20 protein-coding genes and 3 pseudogenes are annotated in these 20150 nt (G+C 37.3%); 17 read left to right on the forward strand and 6 right to left on the reverse strand.

The features are described from left to right. The first annotated feature begins 83 nt into the window (after nt 1-83). From F985_RS09450 to F985_RS09465, 4 genes are all read left to right on the forward strand, one after another. Nucleotides 84-473 carry a hypothetical protein gene (locus tag F985_RS09450; RefSeq protein ID WP_004700351.1) on the forward strand — a complete coding sequence of 130 codons (390 nt, stop codon included), beginning with the start codon at nt 84-86 and terminating at the stop codon, nt 471-473. 198 nt (nt 474-671) lie between these two features. Then, a complete protein-coding gene (locus tag F985_RS09455) occupies nt 672-1013 on the forward strand; it encodes a hypothetical protein (RefSeq protein ID WP_000720514.1) in 342 nt (113 codons plus the stop codon). 3 nt (nt 1014-1016) lie between these two features. After that, nucleotides 1017-1343: a hypothetical protein gene (locus tag F985_RS09460; protein WP_000735265.1), complete on the forward strand. Its 327-nt coding sequence runs from the start codon at nt 1017-1019 to the stop codon at nt 1341-1343. Between the two features lie 56 nt (nt 1344-1399). Continuing rightward, complete coding sequence (locus F985_RS09465) at nt 1400-1891, forward strand: hypothetical protein (protein ID WP_001226299.1); 492 nt, start codon at nt 1400-1402, stop codon at nt 1889-1891. Nucleotides 1892-1910: 19 nt separating this feature from the next. Here F985_RS09465 and F985_RS09470 read toward each other — a convergent pair whose 3' ends face one another. After that, entirely contained in the window at nt 1911-2171 is a 261-nt protein-coding gene (locus tag F985_RS09470; protein WP_000124482.1) for an Arc family DNA-binding protein, read from the reverse strand. A gap of 165 nt (nt 2172-2336) precedes the next feature. Here F985_RS09470 and F985_RS09475 point away from each other — a divergent pair, with 165 nt between their 5' ends. From F985_RS09475 to F985_RS09485, 3 genes are all read left to right on the forward strand, one after another. Continuing rightward, nucleotides 2337-3236, forward strand: coding sequence for a BRO-N domain-containing protein (locus F985_RS09475; protein WP_000096283.1), 900 nt, complete (start codon nt 2337-2339; stop codon nt 3234-3236). A 338-nt stretch (nt 3237-3574) separates the two neighbouring features. Further along, a complete protein-coding gene (locus F985_RS09480) occupies nt 3575-4120 on the forward strand; it encodes a glycoside hydrolase family 108 protein (RefSeq protein WP_001019718.1) in 546 nt (181 codons plus the stop codon). 127 nt (nt 4121-4247) lie between these two features. After that, on the forward strand, nt 4248-4442 hold the full coding sequence (locus F985_RS09485) for a hypothetical protein (protein ID WP_004700357.1): 195 nt from the start codon (nt 4248-4250) through the stop codon (nt 4440-4442). Here F985_RS09485 and F985_RS09490 read toward each other — a convergent pair. After that, nucleotides 4439-4879: pseudogene (locus F985_RS09490) on the reverse strand (tyrosine-type recombinase/integrase); the annotation flags it as partial. The gene F985_RS09485 and the pseudogene F985_RS09490 sit on opposite strands and share 4 nt — an antisense overlap. Nucleotides 4880-4971: 92 nt before the next feature. Here F985_RS09490 and F985_RS09495 point away from each other — a divergent pair. Continuing rightward, on the forward strand, nt 4972-6306 hold the full coding sequence (locus tag F985_RS09495; RefSeq protein ID WP_004699130.1) for an ISNCY family transposase: 1335 nt from the start codon (nt 4972-4974) through the stop codon (nt 6304-6306). Between the two features lie 53 nt (nt 6307-6359). On the opposite strand, the pseudogene F985_RS09500 reads toward F985_RS09495, so the two are convergent. Then, nucleotides 6360-7121: pseudogene (locus F985_RS09500) on the reverse strand (tyrosine-type recombinase/integrase); the annotation flags it as partial. Nucleotides 7122-7518: 397 nt separating this feature from the next. Beyond that, entirely contained in the window at nt 7519-8169 is a 651-nt protein-coding gene (locus F985_RS09505; RefSeq protein ID WP_139344720.1) for a hypothetical protein, read from the reverse strand. Nucleotides 8170-8282: 113 nt separating this feature from the next. On the opposite strand from F985_RS09505, the gene F985_RS09510 reads away from it, so the two are divergent. From F985_RS09510 to F985_RS09520, 3 genes are read left to right on the forward strand one after another with little or no spacing between them, the layout of a single operon-like run. After that, complete coding sequence (locus F985_RS09510) at nt 8283-8723, forward strand: hypothetical protein (RefSeq protein WP_004700366.1); 441 nt, start codon at nt 8283-8285, stop codon at nt 8721-8723. A gap of 2 nt (nt 8724-8725) precedes the next feature. Continuing rightward, a complete protein-coding gene (locus F985_RS09515) occupies nt 8726-10042 on the forward strand; it encodes a LysM peptidoglycan-binding domain-containing protein (RefSeq protein WP_004700368.1) in 1317 nt (438 codons plus the stop codon). Continuing rightward, nucleotides 10032-10511 (forward strand): hypothetical protein, encoded by a 480-nt coding sequence (locus F985_RS09520; protein WP_004700369.1) that lies wholly within the window; start codon nt 10032-10034, stop codon nt 10509-10511. Before F985_RS09515 ends, F985_RS09520 begins: the two co-directional genes overlap by 11 nt. A gap of 127 nt (nt 10512-10638) precedes the next feature. Here F985_RS09520 and F985_RS09525 read toward each other — a convergent pair whose 3' ends face one another. Both F985_RS09525 and F985_RS09530 read right to left on the reverse strand, forming a co-directional pair. Beyond that, on the reverse strand, nt 10639-12441 hold the full coding sequence (locus tag F985_RS09525) for an aminopeptidase P family protein (RefSeq protein ID WP_004700372.1): 1803 nt from the start codon (nt 12439-12441) through the stop codon (nt 10639-10641). Then, nucleotides 12438-13999 (reverse strand): annotated as a pseudogene (locus tag F985_RS09530) (peptide MFS transporter). The gene F985_RS09525 and the pseudogene F985_RS09530 overlap by 4 nt, the downstream one beginning before the upstream one ends. 702 nt (nt 14000-14701) lie before the next feature. Between F985_RS09530 and glnA the strand changes: the two are divergent. From glnA to F985_RS09560, 6 genes are all read left to right on the forward strand, one after another. Beyond that, complete coding sequence (gene glnA, locus F985_RS09535) at nt 14702-16117, forward strand: type I glutamate--ammonia ligase (RefSeq protein WP_171057781.1); 1416 nt, start codon at nt 14702-14704, stop codon at nt 16115-16117. 125 nt (nt 16118-16242) lie between these two features. After that, complete coding sequence (locus F985_RS09540; protein ID WP_004700378.1) at nt 16243-16752, forward strand: chorismate--pyruvate lyase family protein; 510 nt, start codon at nt 16243-16245, stop codon at nt 16750-16752. Then, on the forward strand, nt 16749-17627 hold the full coding sequence (gene ubiA / locus F985_RS09545; RefSeq protein ID WP_004700380.1) for a 4-hydroxybenzoate octaprenyltransferase: 879 nt from the start codon (nt 16749-16751) through the stop codon (nt 17625-17627). The genes F985_RS09540 and ubiA overlap by 4 nt, the downstream gene beginning before the upstream one ends. 110 nt (nt 17628-17737) lie before the next feature. Then, nucleotides 17738-19045, forward strand: a complete 1308-nt coding sequence (locus F985_RS09550) for an alpha/beta hydrolase family protein (RefSeq protein WP_004700383.1) — start codon at nt 17738-17740, stop codon at nt 19043-19045. A gap of 78 nt (nt 19046-19123) precedes the next feature. Continuing rightward, the gene (locus F985_RS09555) at nt 19124-19825 is read left to right on the forward strand and encodes an IS1-like element ISPa14 family transposase (protein WP_001223318.1); all 702 of its coding nucleotides are present in this window, start codon (nt 19124-19126) and stop codon (nt 19823-19825) included. 119 nt (nt 19826-19944) lie between these two features. Next, complete coding sequence (locus F985_RS09560) at nt 19945-20145, forward strand: hypothetical protein (protein ID WP_004700385.1); 201 nt, start codon at nt 19945-19947, stop codon at nt 20143-20145. Nucleotides 20146-20150: the final 5 nt, after the last annotated feature.

The raw sequence follows: 20150 nt of genomic DNA on the forward strand, positions 1-20150 counted from the left end.
TTTTTTTATGGTCGGTCCAATGATGGATTGGACAACGAAAAACTACCGCTTCCTAGCGGTTTTTTTATTTTCTGGAGATATTAATGGAACCAGTTTCCACTAACGGTTTAACAGCAATTTTAAAATTTTATGGTGCAGCAATTATGGTGACTTTAGCGGTTGCTTTAGTTGCAGCAGTTGTATTGATGACACGAATGCCACGCTCACCACAAGAGTGGGCAGTTGGTTTGATCTGTACGGTTGTATCAAGTTTGGCTGGCGGCTCATTCATTATTGTGAAGTGGGGACTTCATGAATGGGTTACTGATGTATGGGGGATGATTGCTCTAGGTGGGTTCTTCTTTGTTTGTGGTTTACCCGGTTGGGCTTTAGTCCGTTGGATTTTTAATTTCATAGATAAACAGGAAGGGAAAACGATTGTTGAAGTGATTAAAGAGTTTAAGAAAGCCAGAAAAGACATTGAAAACAGCTAATGCCGCCTTCGGGCGGTCTTGTTTAGAAGTACACGTATAAGAGAGAAATTACCTGTTGACACTGCAAGCCGCTGACTACTACGAAAACCTATTGACGACCAATATTATGAAACGACCACCTTCGGGTGGTTTTCCTTTATGTGACATTTAGTAACCAGTTTGTTAAAGTTATTATATTTATAACAATTGGTGAAATTCATGAAAAAGATAATTTTAGGGAGCATGTTAGTGGCTGTTTTTTCCACATCATTTTCACATGCTTTAGCTCCCAAAAATGGAGATGAGCCAACTTATTGTGAGCAGATTGTTTCGGTCCATGGTTTATTAACTAGAGCACAATTTGAATGTGGATATAGTGAATATAACAATGAGTTAATCTCAGATTCAGCCAAGTGTTTTCAGCATGAACTTGGCGAAGAATATGGAAAAAAAGTCCTTATATTTGGCATGAAAGAATTTGACCGAAATGTAAAGAAAGACGGGAAGAATAAGATTTGTAATAGTTTATTAAAAGAATTTCCAGAGTATGTAAGGAAGTAACTGATGAAAAAGCTACTACCAATTGCATTTTTACTCACAGCATCATTTGTAACTCACTCAGCCGATACTAATGATAAACACTGTAGAGATGTGAATAAACTTGCTGAAAATGTCATGCTCTTTAGGCAGGAAGGGGTTTCTGTGGTTAGACAAATGGAGATGATAGAGAGTATCAAACCAAGCAGGGATTTCAAAAGGTTAATGGAGATGATGGTCGAGGAAGCCTATAAAGAACCAAAGTTTGGATCAGAAGAGTATAAGGCGGAAGCAATAACTGAATTTGCAAACAATTGGTACATTCAGTGCAAGCAAGCAAATCGAAATAAATAGAGCACTTTAAGGTGCTCTAATTATTGAAATTGAGAAAAGTTTATAAGTAGGTTTTTATGAGAAAGATTATTTTATTGGGTCTTATTTGCCTTCCTGTATTCGCATATGCAAATAGTTGCGAGGTGGCAAAAAGTAAAATTAATATAAGCGGTTTAGCATTGGGTAAATCCATTTTATCACTGAAAGCAGAACATCCTAAAAATTTGAGCATAGATCATGAGACTAATAAGGCAAATATTAACTATGTTCACTCTAATGAATTTGAGGATGCTTTTAGTGGAACACCAGCTACCAATGCGGGATTCATTTCTTTTGATGGGAATACAAAGTTAATTAATGCGTTTAGCGTTAGTTTTGGTCACTTAGATAATTTTAGTGCTAATAATTATAAAAATGGGTTAGTGGCGTTGTATTCACTACCAAAAACAGGGTGGATAGAATCAAAGAGTAATGGGGTTAAAGTTTTTAAATATGAATGTACGGATTATTCTTTAGAGATTAATTACAATCCAGAAAGAAGTAGTTTTATGATTTTTAAGGAAATTTAGTTTTATGTTCTTAAGCACCCTAGGGTGCTTTTTTAATGTCTGATTTTTCTGAAACAGTAATGGTGTAACCTTTCATACGGCTAGCTAACTCCATCATTAGAGTTTCGGTAGGGATCAGTTCTACAGTTTTTTCATAATTTTGATTTTCAAAGCTTTTTTCAAGACGGGCAACAATGTCGGCATTCATTGATCGACTGTTTAACTTTGCTGATTCAAGTATTTTTTCTTTTAGTTCTTGCGTCATACGCATTTTGTATTCAACGTCTGAGCTTCTAGCCATGGTCCTATACTCGAATAAATTTTATTTATAATAATATCCCCAATGGGGATTGACAAGAAGTTTTTAAAGTCTTACATTGTAAAAGTCCCCATTGGGGATGTAAAAAGCCCCCAACTTTCTGACGGCAAGGGGCTTTTATCAACAACCATAGGAAAGGATATTGATATGTCTAGTTTAGCATTAAGTTTTAATGAAGTGAAATTCAATCCCGTGCCACGGCAAGATGGCCAGATTTGGCTTTCTTCAGGTGAATTGGCACAAGCATTAGGATATAAACAAGAGAACGCGGTCAGTAAAATTTTTAATCGTAATTCTGATGAATTTACGGAAAATATGACACAAATTATTGATAATCCTCGGCTACCCAATTTGGGTATGCGGATCTTCTCACTACGTGGCTGCCACCTAATAGCAATATTTGCTCGTACTGCTGTAGCGAAGCAATTCCGCAAGTGGGTACTTGATGTTTTAGATAAAGAAGTTGGCACACCAGTTGCCAAAACCCACAAATCCGAACGTGAACCCCTAACCAATGCTGTAAATCTTCTTGTAGCTAAAACTAAGCATTTGAATTACAGCGATGCTTATAAATTAGTTCATCAGCGTTTCAATGTTCAGCATATTGATGAAATCCCATATGACATGATTCCTGTTGCAGTGGAATATGTTCATCATCTGATTGCGATGTACAGTAGTGCAGAGAAGAAGGCTCAAGGTTCTTTATTTGATAATGAAACATTGGGTTTGGTTAAGGATCTGGTAGATGCAATTATTTCCCAAAACTTTGTGACAAGCAAAATCTATCGTGCAATACACATGCTTAGTAATGAACAAGGTCACTACTTAGCTGAATATGCGTTTAAAACCAATATTGCAGTTCTAAAACTCACTCGAACAATGGATTTAAGAGGACCTCTTAATAGAGAAATCATTAGTGATGATTTAAAAACCATAAGCTACACAACAGGTAATCAACATTATGGCGACCGTTGGTTTCACCCACTGATGGAGTCAAGTCGATTGATGGGAGTACTTGAAATTTCAGGTAGTCTGATTCGTCACTAATAAAATCAACTTAACAAAACCCACTCATCGAGTGGGTTTTTTAATACCCAAAACAAAACCCCAGTAGCGCTAACTACCGGGGTTTTTCATTCCACCCACCGACGAAAGTAAGAGGAAAGTAAATCTATATGGAGCATTTTAAACCAATAGTGGAGCTTATAAAAGTGTCTATTGAAAAGTATGGCTTATGGCAAACAATAGTTGCATTTATTCTTTTGCTTTCCGTGCCAATCTTAATGTGGAAGTTGGATGTAATTATTGCTTCTATAAAAGCATGAACCAACTTGAAAAAACTGCGCCACCTTCGGGTGGCTTTTTTACGTTTAAAGGAAAGTGAAATGAACATCGAACAATATCTTGATGAGTTGATCAAACGAGAAGGCGGGTACGTAAATAACCCAGCAGACCGTGGTGGTGCAACTAAGTATGGAATTACTGAAGCAGTTGCTCGAGCAAATGGATTCAAAGGTAATATGCGAGATTTACCTCTGGATGTGGCCAAAGCAATTTACCGCAAAAACTATTGGACAGCTCCGCGATTTGACCAAGTAAATACAATCAGCTCAGCAGTGGCCGAAGAGCTTCTAGACACTGGTGTGAATTGCGGTACCGGCTTTGCAAAACCTCTTTTACAACGAGCTTTGAACTTACTAAACAACCAAGGTAAAGCTGGATATGCAGATTTAGAGGTTGATGGTGTTTATGGATCTGAAACTCTTAGAGCTCTAAAAACCTATCTGGCCAAACGCGGGAAAGAAGGCGAGAAAGTTCTGGTGCGAGTTCTCAATATTATGCAAGGACAACGCTACATTGAAATCTGTGAGCGTAATCCAAAGCAGGAACAGTTTTTCTATGGTTGGATTGCCAATCGGGTTGTTATATGACTTTCTTTCAATACAGACGTTCAAAGATAGCTTTCACAATCACACTGCTGTGCCTCCTTTTCTCAGGTTGCACAGCTCACACAATTAATAGTAATGTGAATGTCTCGATTTGTGTGAGAGCTTTGTGATGTCGCAAGTCATGATCATGGTTTCGGAAGCGGGCAGAATGGAAAATACTTGCAATCTACCCGCTGATTTAGATAAGAATGGGAGTGTTGTTAAAATCTATGACTACTCATTAAAAGAGTTGACCATTAATTTAGATGGCACTGTGACTTACAATGGCAAAAGATGGACCTTTGATAAGAAGCAAAACTTTTAGTCTTTCCAGCTATCTACAATATCAGCCCAGTCTTGCAACATCTTGCGTCTGCTTTCCAAATACTTTGCATGGTTATAAGTAGCACGAGTTTTGTTCCCATCCGCATGTGCTAACTGTTTTTCAATCCACTTATCATCGTAATCTTTTTCATTTAAAAGCGTGGATGCTGTAGCACGAAAATCATGTGCAGTTACATCAGATAAGCCAATATAATCAAGCATTTTATTCATTGTGGTAGCTGAAAGCATTCCATCTTGATAAATGGCAGGAAATACATATTCTCTGTTGCCAACTAAACTACGTTGCTCTTGAAGAATGTTGAAGACCTGATCAGACATTGGGACGATATGTATGCGCTTCTTTTTCATCATCTCTTTGGGAAATGTGATAGTTCTAGCTTCGAAATCAACATAATCCCATTTCATTCGACGAATCTCTGTTAGAACCCATTTAAAGTGTCTATATTCTCACCAATAAAAATGTCTAGTTTATGATGGCTTAAACATCATGGACTGGATATGAAATATAGATGCTGATCACTATGTCTGACAAAGAAATTCAACGTCTTGCTGTTCTGCAAGACGTTCGAGATCATCGTATTACACAAGTCCGTGCTGCTGAAATCCTTAATCTTTCAACCCGTCAAATTACCCGGTTATTACAGAAGCTCAATCAAGATGGTGTTTCAGGTATGGCGCATGCCAGTCGTGGTCAACCTGGCCATCGTCGCCATGATGATTTATTAAAATCAAAATGTCTTTCCATTATTTCTGAACATCTGCTGGGATTTGGACCTACCTTGGCCCATGAGAAGCTCAGCAGCATGTTTGACCTGAATATCCCGGTAGAAACGCTTCGGCGCTGGATGACTGCAAATGACCTCTGGATTCCACGATCCAAGCGCCTTAAACGTCCATATCAGCCACGTTATAACCGGGATTGCTTCGGTGAGCTAATCCAGATTGATGGCTCATATCATGACTGGTTCGAAGGACGCGCTGCTAAGTGCTGCTTGCTGGTTTATATCGATGATGCCACTGGAAAGCTGTTGCATCTGCGCTTCTGTGAGGCGGAAACGACCTTCGACTATATGCTTTCAACCCGAGCCTACATTGAACAATACGGTAAGCCTCTGGCCTTTTATAGCGATAAACATTCGGTCTTCCGAGTGAACCAGAAATCGAGCCAGGACAGCCAGATCACGCAATTTGGGCGGATTCTGAATGAGTTAAATATTGATATTATCTTCGCCAACTCACCCCAGGCCAAAGGCCGTGTGGAACGTGCCAATAGAACACTCCAGGATCGCCTGATCAAGGAAATGCGCCTAGAAGGTATCTGTTCAATTGCCGAGGCAAATGCCTGGCTGCCCTGCTTTATTGAGCATTTCAATCAGAAGTTTGCCAAGTGTGCGCGAAACTCAAAGAATTTACATCGGCCATTAACCGAATCTCATCTTGAACTGGATGATATTTTTACCTGGCAGGAACCGCGTAAGGTCACCAAGAATCTGACCCTGACCTATGACAAATGTATTTATCTGCTTGAACCGACAGAGCTGAATCATAAGCTTGTTGGGCAATATATTTCATTTCTGGAGTACCCAGATGGCACTGTGGCCCTCATGTACGAGGGACGAAAGCTCAACTACAGCATTTTCAATAAATTAGCTGGGCTACAGCAGAATGAGATCGTTGAGAATAAACGGTTAGGTACAGTTCTGGCACATATTCAGCAACAGCATGAAGAGTTGGAAAAACAGAATAAACGTTCCCGTCTCAAGAAAAGTATGCCGAGTCGTAAAGCTCAGAAAGCTGTTATTGAACAAAGAAAGTTAAATCCTGTGCTTGACTCTTGTGGTTAAAAACAGGACATTTTAAATGGTTTATCGCATAGACATTTTAATTGGTGAATAACAATCTCGATAGTCCTAAGCATCGAGTAGAGCATTACAAGTCCAGCATTTCTTACAGTAGTAGAGCCGCCATAGTTACTTAATTTATTTCTAAGTTGTGCAGCCTCATGCTTTTCCATTGGTCTTGCATGTTCTATTTCAGGACGTTCAACAACATTTTTGACTGCATAGGTGGGGTCATACTCAGCTCTAAGTGTAGCGATTGCATAACGCATAACGCCACCAATAAAAGTACGATTTTGGATTGCCGATACTTCTCCGGTACCATGGTTTTTTTGACGCTTAACTCGTGCAATCGTTTTTTTCATAATTGTCAAAACGTCTGCTGAGGTAACTTCCTTTATGTCCTTATCGCCAATAACTTTTAAAATATCTTTATCTAGTGCGCGTTGAAAAGCTTCCTGGTATCTCTCTGAACGATTATTTAATTTTTCAGCTTTATATTCTGCTGCAACATGTTTGAAGAGCACTCTATTTTCATACTCATCATGTTTAGCCTTTTTTTGTTTTTCCTTATCTTCAACAGGATTCACACCACTTGCCACTAAAGATTTAGCTTCATCTCGTTTTGTACGTGCTTCGGCTAAGCCAATAATAGGGTACTCACCTAAACTCATCATTTGAGTTTTCTTAAGCCACTGGAAACGGTAGCGCCAATACTTCTTTCCATTAGGTTTGATTTCAATACACAACCCGTCCGAATCACCAATTCTATAAAGCTTTTCTTTTGGTTTTGCACTTCTGATTTTTGAGTCGCTTAACATGAAATCTTGAGTATCCGTTTTCGAATTTTAGGGCCATACTCAAAATGATACTCAAGATTAGTGATTTTGCATAGTTTGTCTAGATTTGCGTAGATTTGTATTTTTAATAATTTTCAATAATTTGTAGATTTATAAATTTTGCTAGATTTTATTAGATTTGTTTAATATTTCTTTTCGATCATTAGAAGCATTTTAGATTCAACTCGCTAATAAATAAGGGGATTCTATTTTGATGTGGTTTTTATTCTCAATTTAGTACCCAAGATTGCTAAAGTACTCATGTATAAAATAAAGCCACCATCAATAGATGGCTACTATATCAGAATTTTTATATTCTTCGACTTTATCTTTTACATAGAAGCATATCAAAATAAGTACTTCTAAATTAGATGTTTAGTCATTTAAATATAATAGATGAAATTAAAAGCGGATTTTCAATATGTAAAGCAAGCCTTTGACCTGACTGGCAAGACTGTAAATATAAATCAAATGCAGAAGTAACACTGGGATCAATTGAAGCTTGCATCGCAAAGATTTGTTTTAGTTGTTCAACATAACACATAAGGAATTGAACAATGCTATCGAAACTATTAAGACTCCGTAAATTACTTTGAAAGTTTTTTAGATACGATAAATCTGGAGGAGTATGTAGACAGCACACTTCAACTGTTCCTGGTTCAACTTTATTAAGGTAAGTATTAGACAGTTGTTTTTCAAGAAATGCGCTAATCGGTATTGAATATAATAAGGAATTCACACCATTAAAAATAGAAAATACAATTGTATTATTATTAATAAAATCTATAGGTAATCCTTCATATAATCTTCTATTTATTTCCTCAGCAATTATATCTATTTGTTTAATCTTTTGTTCTTCAATAGAAATATCAGCGAATCGCTTCATTATTCTGTTTATAAATACAACATCACCTGTTCCCGCAATTGCACCTCTGCACCATAACTGTATTTTATTTTCATTATTATGTGATACGCTTAATTCATTAGTCTCAACATTATAATTCATTGCCCTCTTATCTGCTGCAATCATAATAACATCACCTAAGTGAGCAGAAACAATCATGGTCATTGGGTTTAATTTTTAGATTTAATCAGATTATGCTAGTATAACTTTATATTCTAATATTAGAGAATAAAAAAAGTATGGCTGGTGGTACACGTATTGTAATTAATGATAAAGGTATTAGTTTGATAACAGGGGGTAAATTTGAAGTTAAAGCTGGTCAGCATATCTTTAATGATGGACAGCGAGTTAAAGCGGAACTTCCTAATTTACCTGTCGTTAATGAGATTAATAATTATACAAATAAATGGGATTTTTATGATTTATTTTATGAATCTAATTTCTCAAATGTGAAATACAAATTAATTAATAATAAAAACAATACTTATATTTCAGGAACGCTAGATGAACATGGTCGAACTCAACGTATAAATACTTCTACTAGTGAAAGTTACGATATGCTGATTGGTATAGATGAGGGTTGGACTGTTTCAGTTGAAACTGGCAATGAAGATGATGAACATGATTATGAATGTAAATGTGGTTCACACGAAAATCATGAATATGGGGGTGAGATATAATCATGGATTGTCTAGCCAATATAAAATTCTTAGATGCCCTGGGCCAACCAATAAATGGGTTAGCTCATCAACTTTGGGTTGGTTCCTCATTAATTTCTGAGTTTGTTACTACTGCCAATGGCGAATCAGTATGGATTAAACGTCCAGTTGGAACAGTTATTGATGTTCGAGTTAGAAGTATAGCCACTGGAGAGTACAACTCTAAAGTTAAAATACAACTAATTGGCGAAAAGACTATTTTTACTATACCTAGCCCTAAAGTCTTGCTTAAAGGTTTAAAGCTAACTACTAAAGAAGTAGCACAGGGAGGATATGTTAGATCAACTTATATTGTTGCTGAAGGAGATTATTTATCTCGAATCGCGAAAGACAACAATACAACTACGGATGAGTTAATAAGAATCAACAACTTAAAAAATGACCAAGATATTCATGCTGGGCAAGTCTTAAAGATACCTACCAATAAAACTGAGGCTTCTTCGCCTGCGCCTGAAAACAAGCCAAAACCCCCTGTACCACAGCAATATCAGGCAGAGAAAACTAAGATTATCGTAGCTCAGCGAACCGATACTTTGCCTTTAATTGCTAAACTTACTGGTAATAGCATTGACGAAATTAAGAAACTTAATGGATTAAGTGACGGTAAAATCTCACAAAACCAAACGATAAAAGTCTATGATCGTCAAATTAAGTCTACTGTGCCTAAACCACATACTGAGAAGAAAAAAGACGAGAATCGGCCTGTAACACCACCTAAAGTTGTTCAGGATGCCTCACAAAATAAGGAAAAGACACCAGTTGCAAAGGTATCATCGTCAACCTCTGCATCTTCAAAAGTTTCTGCAAAGAATGAGAGAGCTATAGCTAGATTACATCCACAAGTAAGGGACTTAATCAGAAAGTTCATCAATGAAGTGTATGCAAAGCACCAGGTACAACTTGTTATTGTTCAAGATTATCGTACCTATGCACAGCAAGATGCTTTGTACGCCAAAGGACGTACAACACCTGGAAGTATTGTAACAAGAGCACGAGGTGGTCAAAGTAACCATAACTTTGCTTTGGCTGTTGATGTTTTTCCATTATGGGAAGATGGTAAACTTCACATGGATGCAAAGTCGGATGCTAAAAATATTCAAATACTGAGAAAAGTCGCCCCTGTCGGGAAAAGTATTGGATTAGAGTGGGGTGGAGATTGGAAATCAATAGTTGATAATCCTCACTTCCAACTAAAAACTGGAAAAACTATGTCGCAGCTTAGACAACTAACTAAAGATGCAGGCGGTGATCCATTAAAGGTAGTATATAATGTTAAATAAACAAGGCACGATAATAAAACTTATTATTAGTTTTTTCTTTCTCTTAACAGGATGTAACTTATCCGCTAAAACTAACATGTCTCCAAAGAAAATCTATGAGCTAGATTTAACTGATCAGGGAATTAGTCCTGAAGGTGGCGGGATCGAATTGAAAAAAGAGAAAAATTATTGTTCTCTTATATTGAGTCTTTATGGAGAATCGGGACAAGAAAAATATAAGTTCAATTTTAAGAAGGATAATTTGATTAATACAAATTACCTAAAATATAGATATAAGAATGGTTTGATAGAAGCTAATAATGACTTAGATGACCTTATTGCTGATGATAGTAAAAAATCAAATAAAGGTGCTATGGAATTAATAGCAAATAAGTCATTTGTTGGAAACAAAGATAGACAAATTACAAAAAAATTTGAACTCTATAAGAAAAAAGTTCCTAAAATTCTATTAGACAGAAACTGTAACTAAATAAAAAATAATAAACGGATTAGAATAAGTATTTAGTATGGTTTTTGATTCTTTACATATCTTATAGGATTTAAATCAAAGCCTTGGCTCTTTCAAGGCTTTGATTTGGTTTAATGCTATTAAATATTTAAATCTTACGTGTGTTATAAATCAGCCAATCTAGAACATCGCCAGATAAATGTTCAGCCAGTCTTTCTTGAACAGTTTGATGGTAACCATTTAACCAGTCTTTCTCTTCATTCGTTAGCATGTCAACGACAATACAATCTAAATGAATCGGGCAAAGGGTCAGCGTTTCAAACTCTAAGAAATCGCCATAAGTTTTCTCAAACCCTGAGTGAAGTTTGTTTGCAACCAGATTTTCAATACGAATACCGTATTGTCCCTCATGGTATAAGCCTGGCTCGTTAGAAATAATCATTCCCGCGCGTAGTTTGCTATAGGCATGTATAGGCGCGTAATAAGAAAGCACTTGCGGTCCTTCATGAACATTAAGCGCAAAGCCGACGCCGTGGCCTGTTCCATGTCGATAATCTAAACCATGTTGCCATAAAGTATTGCGACAAATTGAATCGAGTAGAGGAGCAGCTAAACCTTCTGGATAAATCGTTTTTGCCAAAGCTATGTGACATTTTAAAACCAAGGTGTAGTCACGTTTTTGTTGCTCTGTTGGTGTGCCGACGGGAACAACACGAGTAATGTCGGTAGTGCCATCTACATATTGTCCACCTGAGTCAATCAGTAACAGACCATTATCTTCAATGAACGAGTAGTGCTCTTCAGTTGCACGGTAATGGGGTAGAGCGCCATTGGCATTAAAGCCAGCAATCGTTGAAAAACTTGGGCCTATAAAACCCTCTTGCTCAGCACGGAAGGCTGTAGTTTTCTCATCAATAGTCAACTCTGAAATGCTTTCACCATGATGAAGTGCTTTTTCCAACCAGTGAAAAAAGTGACATAGTGCAACCCCATCTTTCACCATGGCGTGACGGATATGAGCTATCTCACTTTCATGTTTACGCGATTTAAAAAGTGTACTTGGGTTGATGTCGTAGACAATCCGAATATCTTTTGCGATCGCTTGTTCATGAAAAACCGATACTTTGGCTGGATCTAAAAGTACTGAAGCATCAGAAATATTCGCTAAAAACTGAGCTGTATCTTGGTAGTCACGAATCTCAATGCCATCTGCTTTGAAAGCCTGTTGAATGGTTGAATCAACTTTAATGCTATCAATGAATAAAACAGCTTGTTGAGCACTGATATATAAATGCGAAAGGAATACTGGGTTATATTCTACATCTTGCCCACGTGCATTTAGGAGCCATGCAATATCATCTAAAGATGAAATAAAATGACCCGTAATATTCTTGTTAGCTAATGTCTCACGAAGCGCCTGAATTTTTTCTTTACGAGATAGTGCATTTAAGCCTTCGGACATTAAATGAATCTGCTCTGAAGGAAGTTTAGGGCGGTTGAACCAGATTGAACCGATTAAATCTTGTTGTGTTTCAAGTTTAAAACCGCGTTGTTTTGCTGTAGCTTCTAAAGCCTTAAATTGCTGGATTGAAAGCGTTTGACCGTTTACTGAAATAACCGAACCAGCGGATAAGTTTTTCTCAATCCATGCAAGATGTGTTGAAGACTCATCACTGGTCAGCTTTTGTAATTGAAAGCCAGTTCCTGCGAGTTGTTGTTCGGCTTGCACCCAATAGCGACCATCAGCCCACAGTCCCGCAAAGTTTTGAGTCACAACTAAGGTGCCAACAGAGCCACTAAAACCGCTTAACCACTGCCTTGCTTTCCAGTAGTCAGGTAAATACTCTGACATATGAGGATCTGCACTCATAACAATCAAAGCATCAACGTGTTGAGTGGTCATGAGTTCACGAAGTTTTGCTAGTTTTTCTGGAACAGTTAAGTCGGTCATATCGTTTCCAAATTAGGTTGAGCTTTGTTGCTAGTTTTATTCATTAATTTATTCAGGGGGTTCTTTAATAAAAATAACACGATTGCGCCAATAACCAACGCCAATACGCAGCGCATAAATAAACTAGGTAAATGTTCGATCGCATCTGCTGAAACTTGTCCGCCAATTAGACCTGCCATGAGGTTACCTAAAGCAGTACCTGTAAACCATAGTCCCATAATTTGCCCACGAATTACATTTGGTGCAAGTTTGGTCATGGTCGATAAACCAATTGGACTTAGGCAGAGTTCTCCTAGTGTAAGTAAAAATAAACTGCCTACAATCCAAAACGGCGAAACCAAACCATCACTAATCGCAAAACGGCTAGCAAACGACATTACTAAAAATCCGCCTGCCGCAAGTAAAAGCGCAATAATAAATTTTGAAATGTAATTGGGGTCTTTATTCGATTTGCCTAGTTTGGCCCACAGCCATGCGGCAATTGGGGCAAAAATAATGATAAAAAAGGCATTAATAGACTGGAACCATACGGTTGGAATTTCAAAGCCTAAAACATTGCGGTTTGTATAGTCCTGAGCAAATAAATTAAAAGATGTTGGCTTTTGTTCAAAAGCAGACCAAAAAAGAGCGGAAGTGATCAATAGCACAAAACAAATAATAATTTTAAATTTGTCGTTTTGATCTAAATTAAGGAAAAGCAATAAATAAGCAAAGTAGGCAATAATTCCTAGGCCAATTCCTATGGTTAAGTAGGTTGCTACAACGACTGGGTTAATGTGGATAATCCCAAGCAAAGTTAACGCAATAATCATTGCAACTACGAATAAAAAACTAAATACAATTTTGGGTGCATTTTTATTATCTACAACAGGTTTATTACAGGTGTTGGTTTCCTGACGTAACTCATTAAAAGTTTGAAGTTGCGGGAGTGCAAAAAAGCGGAAAATTAATAAAGCAATTAACATTCCGATGCCACCAATACCAAAGCCTAAATGCCAGCCATGATTTTGTACCAACAGTCCCGTTATGAGTGGGGCGATAAAAGACCCCATGTTAATTCCCATATAAAAAATAGAAAAACCTGCATCACGCCTTGCGTCATGAGTTTTATATAGTGTTCCTACAATCACCGAAATACAGGTTTTAAATAATCCGGTACCTAAAACAATCAGTACTAAACCTAAGTAAAAGAACGACTGATTAAACAGAGAGCTAAGGGCAATTGATAAATGACCTAAGGCAATAATAATTGATCCATACCAGACAGCACGTGCTTGCCCTAACCAGTTATCTGCAACCCATCCACCAAAGACGGTCATTAAATACATTGAACCTGCAAATAACCCAACAATAGCGGCAGCCGTTGGTCGGTCGAGTGCTAGGCCACCCTCATTGACCATAGCAATCATGTAGAGAATAAGTAAAGGCTGAATACCATAATAAGAAAACCTTTCCCAAAGCTCTGTAAAAAATAAACCTTGTAGCGGTTTAGGATGACCAAAAAATGCTTTATCTGGCTGTTTAAGTTCATGTTTCATTATTCAAATCCTTGAATGATTTTCTGCTTTTTTATAAACATAACTTTTAGTTTGATTATTTATAACCAAAATTTATATTTTATTTTTTAGTTATTTTTAATAATAAAAGCAAATTTACCTTGTATAAAAAAAGTGAATGAAAAAGAACATGAATAGTGGAGTTAGTTATTAGGTGTTAATTATGATCAGTGTTCATTTGCTGAATCAAAGAACTGTATAGTGCTGAAATGAAAGATAAGAATTCATAAAAATGAAAACTATTTATAAGATTGTAGGTAAACAACAGAAAGATTATTTGGATTACTTAATGAGTTAGCTTGACTCATTTAAGCATCGTAAAAATGAGTGAGATCTATGGCTTTAAGACCCGTAAATTTTTTTGTGTAATCTGATAACAATCTCAACATTATATATAAGAAAGTATTATGATCAGAAATGACTGTTAGAAATTGATGCAGCGGGTTATATCAGTGCAACAATTTTGCACTAAATTAGGGCAATAATGAGCTGTTTAAATATGCCATAATTTGAAAATGTGTGAATATGGTGCATTTGCACATTCAAACAGTATAATGGGTTCAAGACAAGGGGCCTAAATCATGAATAGATATAAGTAATTCAATGTTTTAGGTAAGTCTTATAAAGTTGGTATGAGAATTGCTTTATAAATACCAGCAACTAACACGCACTCAACAAGTGCAACAAAATTTCATTGGAGCAAAATGAGCATGGCGAACAAGGTCCTTCAACTCATACAAGAAAGTGGCGCAAAATGGGTCGATTTTCGCTTTACTGATACTAAGGGTAAAGAACAGCACGTAACTTACCCAGCTGATTCTATTGATGAAGATACTTTTGAAGACGGTAAAATGTTTGATGGTTCTTCAATCGCTGGTTGGAAAGGCATTGAAGCGTCTGACATGATCTTACGTCCAGATGCAGAAACTGGTTTCATCGACCCGTTCTTTGCTGAACCAACTGTAGTTGTGACTTGTGACGTTATTGAACCTTCAACTGGTCAAGGTTATGAGCGTGACCCACGTTCGATTGCTCGCCGTGCAGAAGAATACTTAAAATCTACAGGTATCGGTGATACTGCATTCTTCGGTCCAGAACCAGAATTCTTTGTATTTGACGAAGTGAAATGGGACATCGATATGTCTGGCGCTCGTCATACATTAATCGCTGAAGAAGCTGCTTGGTCTACTGGTAACAGCTATGAGTCTGGTAACTCTGGTCACCGTCCACGTGTGAAAGGCGGTTACTTCCCAGTTCCTCCAGTTGATTCTTCACAAGATATGCGTGCAGAAATGTGTGCAAAAATCGAAGACATCATGGGTCCAGGTCGTGTAGAAGTACATCACCACGAAGTTGCTTCTTGCCAGTTAGAAATTGGTGTGAGCTTCAATACTCTTGTTCGTAAAGCTGACGAAGTTCAACAGTTTAAATATGCTGTTTGGAACGTTGCACATCAATATGCAAAAACAGCTACGTTTATGCCTAAACCAATGGTAGGTGATAACGGTTCTGGTATGCATGTTCACATGTCTATCTCTAAAGATGGCAAGAACTTGTTTGCTGGTGATGAATATGCAGGCCTTTCAGAAATGGCGTTGTACTTCATCGGTGGTATCATCAAGCATGCTCGTGCATTGAATGCAATCACAAACCCATCTACAAACTCGTACAAGCGTTTGGTTCCTCACTTCGAAGCACCAATTATGCTTGCTTACTCAGCACGAAACCGTTCTGCGTCTATCCGTATTCCATACGTTTCAAGCCCTAAAGGTAAGCGTATCGAAGCTCGTTTCCCAGACCCAATGATGAACCCGTACTTAGGTTTCGCTGCATTGTTAATGGCTGGTATCGACGGTATCCAAAACAAGATCCATCCGGGCGAAGCTGCTGACAAGAACTTGTATGATCTTCCTCCAGAAGAAGAAGCAAAAATCCCAACAGTTGCTCATAGCTTAGATATGGCTCTTGAAGCACTTCAAGCAGATCACGAATTCTTGTTAAAAGGCGGCGTGTTCACTAAAGAAATGCTTGATGCATACATCGAACTTAAAACTGAAGATGTACGTCGTCTTAACACGACTACTCACCCAGTTGAATTCGATATGTACTACAGCTTGTAATACGTATTTCATAAAAAAGCCTGCTTATGCAGGCTTTTTTATTGCTTGGAATGTTGATTGAATTCTCTACGTTTTTTATCAAAAAATTGGGGTAAACTAGGTGCGAGTTTTCATGTGAGCAGATTATGCGTAAACGTCAACCAGTACTTAAACAGGAACAAGTTTTAAATCCTGCATTGAAAACATGGTTGTATGCGTCTGGTTCTCTGACACAACAATTGACTGAACTTGGCAGTGGACAGTTCAGCGTAAAACCTTTCAAAGAACATTTTCAACGGTTAACTTTTGCAGACAGTCAATGGATGAATATGCCTCATACCCACACTTCATGGGTGAGGGAAACTTATTTATATGGTTGCGAAGTAGAGCCGTGGGTTAAAGCAAAAAGTATTTTTCCAATTCAAAGCTTACAAAAAAAAGCCCGTATATTTCAGCATATTGGTTCTAAACCGATAGGCCGTTTTTTATTTCAAAGAACAACTCCACTGTGTGATCGCCGTGTTATTCGCTTACCAGAAGGCTGGACGCGACAAAGTTGCTATACTTGGCATGGGTGTAAATTTATTGTTCAAGAAACATTCTTACCAGCTTTTGAAGCTTTTTTATATCAGCAGCACGACAAGGAATTACTATGACGACTGCAACAGGTACAACATGGCGTCAGCGTTTAGAAGCTTATTATTATCTATGTCGATTTGATAAGCCAATTGGAACCGAGCTGGTGTTTTGGCCAACCATGTGGGCACTTTGGGTTGCAGCAGAGGGAATGCCACCTCTACATATTCTTTTAGCGATGGTATTAGGTACAATTTTTATGCGTGCTGCTGGATGTGCTATTAATGACTTTGCTGATCGTAAAGTGGATGGTCATGTAGAACGTACAAAAACTCGTCCTTTGGCAACTGGTGTAATTCGCCCAAGAGAAGCTATATATGTATTTTTAGCTTTAGTATTTGCAAGTGCTTGTACGCTTTTCTTTTTACCTATCGCGACATTTTATTGTGCGTTAGGAGGGTTGGTTTTAGCATTTATATATCCTTTCATGAAAAGATATACCCATTTACCTCAAGTCGTATTAGGTATGGCATTTTCTTGGGGCATTCCAATGTCTTTTACAGCAATGGGTAAGCCTTTAGATTTAACTTGTTGGTTGCTCTATTTTGGCAATTTGGCTTGGACAGTGGCTTATGACACTCAATACGCAATTACAGACCGTGAATATGATTTAAAAATTGGCGTGAAATCTACCGCTATTCTTTTTGGGCGTTATGACATCCAAATTATTGCACTTTTACAAGTAACCAGCCTTGTTTTGATTGGAAGCGCATTATATTTAGAAAATATTTTATTTCCATGGGCGACCATTGCTTTGGTTTTAGTGGCATTCGATTTTATATATCAAACAATTAAAACCAAAGACCGCAATCCTCAGGTTTGTTTCTGGGCATTTCGTCACAATCGCTGGGTTGGATTAATCATTTTTCTAGGAATATTTTTAAATTTCATATAGTAAAAATGACCGTAAGGTTGAAAAGTGTTCTATGCAGAGCACTTTTTTTATGTCTTAATATTTGTGCATAAAAAATATGCGGAATAAATAACACATAAAAAGGATATTTTATGAAACGGTCAAACATTGCTTTAGCTATAACATTATCAGTTTCAGCATTATTTCTTACAGCGTGTAATGACAATAATGATGACTATATTGGTGTAAATCCTGATCAAACCTATATTTCTGAGAAAACTTATTCTCAAGATAGTTTAAGCGGTGCCGCATCTATTAAAGTTATGACTTATAACATGGAGAATGTACAAGGCAAAACTGCTCAAGCAACAGCTCTTGTTATGTTCCCTAAAATTGCACAACCTAAAGATGGCTATCGGGTGGTGGTATGGGAGCATGGAACAGTAGGTGTAGGAGATGGCTGCGCACCAAGCAATAATACAATTAATCCACGTTTCAAAATTTTAGCGGATACATTATTGGCAGCAGGCTATGTTGTGATAGCCCCAGATTATGAAGGTTTAGGTACGCGTGGAATGCATCCATACCTTAATTTGGGAAGTGAAGCTAAATCTGCAATTGCAGCTGTTAAAGCGGCAAAAGATCATTATGGTAATCAGCTAAACGGTGCATGGATGTCGATTGGGCAGTCTCAAGGTGGGCATGCTTCTCTAGGTACTGCGGAATTTGCAAATAACGACACCAACTATAAAGGTGCAGTTGCAACGGCACCAGCTTCTAGTCTTGGCTATATTATTTCTGTAGTGGCACCACAAGCAATTCAAGATATTCTTAAAAAAGAGCAAGCCGGTACAGCACCTATTGGTACGGCTGTAGAAGTTTATGCTGAGCTACTTGCATATGCTGCATATACCACAGTAGGTATTACGGCTTATGAACCTAAATTTAATTATCGTGAGATTTTCCAACAACGGTCACAAAGTATAGCTGAGTTCGCAGAGGGTACCACAGGCGAAAATGGTATGTGCTTAACCGATTTACATAATAAATTTGCGGCTGATATCCGTGATTATCTTGCGACTAATGCTGGTAAAATAGTTACAGATTATCCAGGTTTAGCTGGTAATTTCCAAGAAAACCCAACTGTGAAAAAATTCTTGACTGATAACCAGCCTGCGACTAAAAAAATTAATTCACCTGTCATGATCGTTCAAGGTACTGCTGATATGGCTGTACCATATCCAGTTACAGATGCCTTGCAAAATGGTCTTAAAAAAATGGGAACTGATGTGACGTTTGTACCTGTTCTAGGGGCTGCTCACACTCAAGCGATTGTATGTAGAAATGCTGAAATTTATCAATTTGTTCAATCTAAGATGCCAGCTAAAACAAATATAGTGCTTGATCCATCGGTAATAGATGCTAGTAAAAATGTTGAATGTACAGGATTAGCACAATAAATGTGTATTTAAAATATTCGGTGGTGTTTCAAAAAGTATGCTGAAACAAAGCAGGTTGAATTTTGATAAAATAGAGAAATGCGAATAACTCTAGAAATCAAATGTCCAACCTGCCTCAGTGACAGTATAAAGAAAAATGGCATCAAAGTAGATGGGAAACAAAACTATCAGTGCAAAGACTGTAAACGTCAGTTTATTGGTGACCATGCTCTGAGCTATCTAGGATGTAATTCAGGCATTACTCGAAAAATATTACAGTTGATGGTCAGAGGTAGTGGTATACGAGATATCGCTGAAGTTGAGCGAATCAGTATCGGTAAAGTTTTACGTACTTTAACCGAATCGACCTACCAAATTCAGCCTAAACAAAGTCATTATGAGTCTCTTGAAGTTGATGAGTTTTGGACTTTTGTGGGAAATAAAAATAATAAACAATGGCTTATTTACGCCTACCATCGAGAAACAGGTGAGATTGTTGCTTATGTTTGGGGTAAAAGAGACTTAGCTACAGTTCAACGATTGAAAACAAAGCTTAAACAATTAGGTATTCACTACACCCGAATTGCAAGTGATCATTGGGACAGTTTCATAACTGCTTTTAAAAACTGCAAGCAAAGTATTGGTAAATTTTTTACTGTAGGTATTGAAGGTAATAATTGCAAAATAAGGCATCGAATTAGGCGTGGTTTTAGAAGGAGTTGTAATTTTTCAAAAAAGATTGAAAACCATTTTAAAGCTTTCGACTTAACCTTTTTTTACATCAATAATGGCTTCATTTAATGTCAGCATACTTTTTGAAACACCACCAAATATTCAAATTAAAAGGGTCCAAAAGTGGGCCCTTTTTGTTATATTGTTACGCATTCTGAAAATTGATACCGTTCGAGTTTAAAACACTTATGAGCCAGCAACCTGTTGAAAAAAAGTCTGTTCCGTGGTTATTAATGGGATTAGGTTTGCTTATTCCTTTTTTGATTATTGGGATACTTTTCTTTGCTGCAAAAAGTGATGCTAAGAATAAAAAGCAGTATGAGCAGCAACGTTTAGAAATGGAAAAAAGAATAGCTGAGAAAGAAGCTGCAAGTTCTGAAAAGAAATAATAGCA

Source organism: Acinetobacter seifertii, assembly GCF_000368065.1.
GTDB lineage: Bacteria > Pseudomonadota > Gammaproteobacteria > Pseudomonadales > Moraxellaceae > Acinetobacter > Acinetobacter seifertii.